At 65.0% G+C, this 4,672-nt stretch carries 5 protein-coding genes; all 5 read left to right on the top strand.

The genetic code is table 11. From position 1 onward, the window contains the following. Window positions 1-241, top strand: a 241-nt coding sequence (locus CCR97_RS11680; protein ID WP_201159515.1) for a hypothetical protein, incomplete at its 5' end; no start/stop codon positions are given. After that, window positions 238-534 carry a hypothetical protein gene (locus CCR97_RS11675; RefSeq protein ID WP_111359644.1) on the top strand — a complete coding sequence of 99 codons (297 nt, stop codon included), beginning with the start codon at window positions 238-240 and terminating at the stop codon, window positions 532-534. The genes CCR97_RS11680 and CCR97_RS11675, both read left to right, overlap by 4 nt. Then, the gene (locus CCR97_RS11670) at window positions 531-929 is read left to right on the top strand and encodes a helix-turn-helix domain-containing protein (protein WP_111359643.1); all 399 of its coding nucleotides are present in this window, start codon (window positions 531-533) and stop codon (window positions 927-929) included. The genes CCR97_RS11675 and CCR97_RS11670 overlap by 4 nt, the downstream gene beginning before the upstream one ends. Window positions 930-1,276: 347 nt before the next feature. After that, the gene (locus tag CCR97_RS11665) at window positions 1,277-2,968 is read left to right on the top strand and encodes a methyl-accepting chemotaxis protein (protein WP_111359642.1); all 1,692 of its coding nucleotides are present in this window, start codon (window positions 1,277-1,279) and stop codon (window positions 2,966-2,968) included. 938 nt (window positions 2,969-3,906) lie between these two features. Then, a partial coding sequence (locus CCR97_RS11660; protein ID WP_201159514.1) for a glycoside hydrolase family 108 protein occupies window positions 3,907-4,672 on the top strand: 766 nt, incomplete at its 3' end.

Here is a 4,672-nt window from a genome sequence, read left to right as displayed (position 1 = left end):
CCGGCGGCTGGTCGCGGCGGCGATCCGCGACGCGCTCGACGCCCGCCCGCATGGCGGCCTGACCGTCACGGTGGAGCTGTCGCCGCGGCCGGCCGACGGAGTCCGGGCGGCCGCCGCCGTGATGATCTCGGCCGACGCGAAGAGCGTTGTGCTGGCCGCGCTCGGCCGCGACGGCCTGCCGCTCGCCGCGGCCCGGCTCGACCAGGCCGCGATCGACGCCCTCTCGGGAGACCCGACGTGAGCCGCGTGGTGATGCCGACCGCCTCCTTCGCGACGCTCGCTTTCGAGCTGCGCGTCTACGCCCACCGCGAGGTGCTGGCGAACCACGGCGTCGAGGAGTTCCTGGCCCGCTACCCGCACCCGGGCCTCGGCGTCACGCTGGCGCAGCTGCGCGAGAGCGCCGCGCTGGTCGGCCAGGCGTCGATGCTGCTGTCGCTGCTCGCCCCGCACGAGGCCGCGGTGCGAGCCATGGTCGAGGCCGGCACGCGTCCTGACGCCGCGCCCGCTCCGGTCCGGGAGGTCGCCGCGCCATGACCTACTCCTGGCTGCCCGGGCTTCTGGCCGAGATCGCCGAGGTCGCCGGCCTCGACGCGGCGCTGGCGCTCGCAGCCGCCCGCGGCGGCACCCGCGTCCGCATCCCGGCCCAGGCCGACGACGACCACTGGCTCGTCCGCTGCGTCGGCCGCAAAGCCGCCGACGCGATCTGCATCCACTTCCGCCAGGGCTCGAACCGCCCGCGCGGCGTCTATGTCGAGGTCCCGCTCGGCCGCACCGCCAACGCCCGCCGCGTCATGGCCCAGGCGCTCGCCCGCGGCGCCTCCGCCGCCGAGGCGGCCCGGGCGGCCGGGATGACGGAGCGGAGTGCCTATCGGATGCGGCGTCGCGCGCACCGACTCTCCGATGACAGGCAAGCTCGATTTTTCGATTAGCGCGTCGGCCGACACGAGGAGGCGTGCCGTGGCTTCCGAGTTCGCAGGCTTAACGAAATCCTTAAGTAGCTCGGCAGAGCTACGTAATCTGGGAATGGCAGCCACGAAGTTCTGGTCATCGAGCGTGAAGCATATGGTTCACCTGACAGAACTTCGAACCGAGAATAAGCCTTCGAGGCTAGTCTGCGCTCACGTCCGCCCGCCTGCTTGCTGGTCCGCGTCTCGCTCTGCGATCATTCATTAAAGCACTTCTTAATTCGTGCATTCCAGAGTCGCGAACTGAGGCCCACAGGCGGCATCACCCCGATCTCGGCGGCTCCCCCTTGTGCGTCGACAACGAGCTGTCCATGCTATCCAGAATTCGCTTCACGATCAGTCGAAAGATCTTCTCTCTCATCGGCCTTGGATTCCTCGGGCTGATCGGTATCGCGACTCTCGATGCGACCGAACTCGCCGCCAGCCTCAAGCGCCAGAAGCAGCTTGAGCTGGAGCATCTGGCCGACCTCGCCACTTCGATCATCAAAGAAGAGCATGCCGCTGCCCGGAACGGTAGTATTTCAGCCGCGGATGCCCAGGCCCGTGCCAAAATGCGCGTCGGGGCTTTACGCTATGCCGGGAGCGAATACTTCTTCATCACCGACATGCAGAACCGGATGATTATGCATCCGGTTGATGAAAAGATCGTCGGAAAGGATCTGTCCGAGCTTAAGGACCCGAACGGCATTCGCATCGTGGCGCAGCTGACGCGCGAGGTGGCGAGAGACGGTAGCGGTTTCGTTGCGTATTCCTGGCCGAAGCCCGGTTCGGACAAACCGCAGCCGAAGCTATCCTATGCCGCGGGGTTCGCACCCTGGAATTGGGTCGTCGTGACGGGCGTTTATATCGACGATCTCGATGCGCAGATCTGGGCGGCCACACGTCAATCTCTGCTCGCCGCGCTGTTGGTGCTAGTGCTCACGCTCGCCGCTTCGGCCTTCATGGCCCGGCGCATCACCAAGCCGTTGCATGCAATGACGGCCGCCATGAAGACGCTCGCGTCCGGAAAACTCGACGTCGAAATTCCGTGCACGACGTGCCGCGACGAGATTGGCGAGATGGCCGAGACAGTCGAGGTTTTCAAGACGAACGCTATCGCGCGACAGCGACTCGAAGCCGAGCAAAAGGAGGCCGAGCTGCGCGCCGCGGTCCAGCGCACAGCCGACATGAACCGTCTGGCCGACCAGTTCGAGGGCGCGGTCGGAGACATCATCAAGACTGTCACCTCGGCCTCGACCGAGCTGGAGGCGACCGCCACCACACTCACGCGTACGGCCGACAGCACTCAACAGCTGGCGACCACCGTCTCGGCAGCTTCCGAGGAGGCTTCCACCAACGTGCAAGCTGTCGCTTCGGCGACACACGAGATGACCTCATCGGTTCACGAGATCAGCCGCCAAGTTCAGTCATCCAGCCAAATTGCTGCAGAAGCCGTGAGACAAGCCGAGCGGACAGACGCGCGCGTTAACGAGCTCTCGCAGGCGGCCAACCGGATCGGCGACGTCTTAAATCTGATCAGCGCGATTGCTGGTCAGACTAATCTCCTCGCCCTCAACGCCACCATCGAGGCGGCCCGAGCCGGTGAGGCCGGAAAGGGCTTCGCTGTCGTGGCCCAGGAGGTCAAGGCGCTGGCCGCACAGACGGCCAAAGCGACCGAAGAGATTGCGGGCCAGATCACCGCCATGCAGTCCGCCACGCAGGAGTCGGTCACGGCGATCAAGGAGATCGGCGGCACGATCGGCCAAATCGCCGAAATCGCTTCGGCGATCGCCGCGGCAGTCGAGGAGCAGGAGGCTGCGACCGCGGAGATCTCCCGGAACATCCAACATGCCTCGTCCGGCACGACTGAAGTCTCCGCCAACATCACCGCTGTGAGCCGTGGCGCCGAAGAAACGGGCGCCGCGTCAGGCGAGGTTCTCGCCGCCGCAGGTCAGTTGGCGAGCGAGAGCAGCCGGCTCAAGTCGGAGGTCGATCGGTTTATGGCGACCGTTCGCGCTGCCTAGGATGCAGCAATGGAGGCGCGGAGCCCCGAGAGGCGGTGTCCGCGCTTCATCATTTCAGGACGCCGAAATCTGTCATGAGAATTCTGAAGCACAGAGACCTGGGCGTCCGTCGTGCGGTCCGCTGCAATTCCCAGCCAGCGAACGTGTGGTCTCCAGATGAATTTGCCGCATTGTTTCTACGCGACAGAAAACCGGAGTTTCGCGAACTAGTGGAACATATCGCAACTGTCCGCCAAGAGATTCTAAATCGTGTTCTACAGACCATCGATGCACGTCGGAATCTTGGTATCGAGGCCAACTCCGCTCACGCCATTGATGGTGAAGCACATCAAGAACCCAGAGCATCTCTCTAAACTCCCAACAACAAGTCGAGCGCCAGCCGAAAGCTCGAACTGGAATACTGGAATGCCCCACGTAAGTGTCTCATCGCACCGAATTCTCGTGATAGGCTGCGACCCGATCCAACGAATGATTTTGCGACGTGTCGGTCAGGGTGCCGGCTTCATAGTTGATGAAGCAAGTTCTGTCGACGAAGTCTGCACAAAGCTGTTCGACTACGAATACGATTTGATGACCGTCGATCTTCCTCTTGGACCGGGGCAAGAGGATGCGCTATGGGCGTCGCTTGCAGATGCAGGATGTCGATGTCCACTTCTCGTCATAAGTCGTGCAGATGATGGCAACCGGTCAGCCGCGAAGAATCTAGCCGAGCGGTGGGGTCTTCTCGTCTGTGACGCCTACTCGAAGCCGATCGACGTCGGTTTCATGAAAGAGTGCTTCGGCGGGATCTTCTCTCGCCTTGCGATCGGAATCCCCGCATGTGGCGGTTGCGGTTGGCTCCACGATGGTCGTCCGCATCGAGCTAAGGAACTTTCTGACCCTGTCAGTGGCTCCCGTCCGCCCTGACCCCCGCACAGTCCGGTCCGCGGGGGCCGGACATGAAGCAGAACTTTGGCAAGGCGTTGGAGCGGGTGCTCGTCTACGAGGGCGGGTACAGCAATCATCCGCGCGATCCGGGCGGGCCGACCAACAAGGGCATCATCCAGCGCGTCTATGACGGCTATCGGCGCGGCAGGGGCGATGCGCCGCGCAGCGTGCGCGAGCTGACCCGCGACGAGCTCGTCGAGATCTACCGCCGCCAGTACTGGGATCGCATCCAGGGCGACCGGCTGCCGGCCGGCGTCGACCTCGTCGTGTTCGACGGTGCCGTTAACTCCGGCTTCTCGCAGTCGACGAAGTGGCTCCAGCGGGCGCTCGGCCTGGCGCGCGTCGACGGCGAGCTGGGCGAGGCGACGCTCGCCGCGGCGCTGGCGCATCCCGACCACGACGCCCTGATCGCCGACATCTGCGCCCGTCGCCTCGGCATGCTGCACAACCTCTCGACCTGGGACGTGTTCGGCAAGGGCTGGGGCCGGCGCGTCGCCAACGTGATGGCGATCGGCCAGGCCTGGGCCTCGGGTTCTGTGGGCCCGCAGCCCGTCGCCGTGCACGAGTATGGCGGCGACGCCAAGGCCCTCGTCTCCGACGTGGCGCTGCCGAAGGTGACGGCCGAGACGGCGACGCAGGGCACGCTCGGCGGCGGCGCCATCGCGGCCGCCGTCAATGGCGCGCGCGAGCAGCTGCAGCCGCTCGTCGGCAGCAACCGGACCGTCGACCTGGTCTTCACCGTCCTCACCCTGATCGGCGTCGCCATCGCGATCGGCG

This window comes from Rhodoplanes elegans (genome assembly GCF_016653355.1).
Lineage (GTDB): Bacteria > Pseudomonadota > Alphaproteobacteria > Rhizobiales > Xanthobacteraceae > Rhodoplanes > Rhodoplanes elegans.
The sequence above is the reverse complement of the archived record's forward strand: the minus strand, read 5'-3'. Positions and strand labels throughout refer to the sequence as shown.

Excerpts from the sequence above, each read along its gene's own strand:
- CCR97_RS11670 (WP_111359643.1), top strand. The coding sequence starts at position 531 with ATGACCTACTCCTGGCTGCCCGGGCTTCTGGCCGAGATCGCCGAGGTC.
- CCR97_RS11665 (WP_111359642.1), top strand. The coding sequence starts at position 1,277 with ATGCTATCCAGAATTCGCTTCACGATCAGTCGAAAGATCTTCTCTCTC.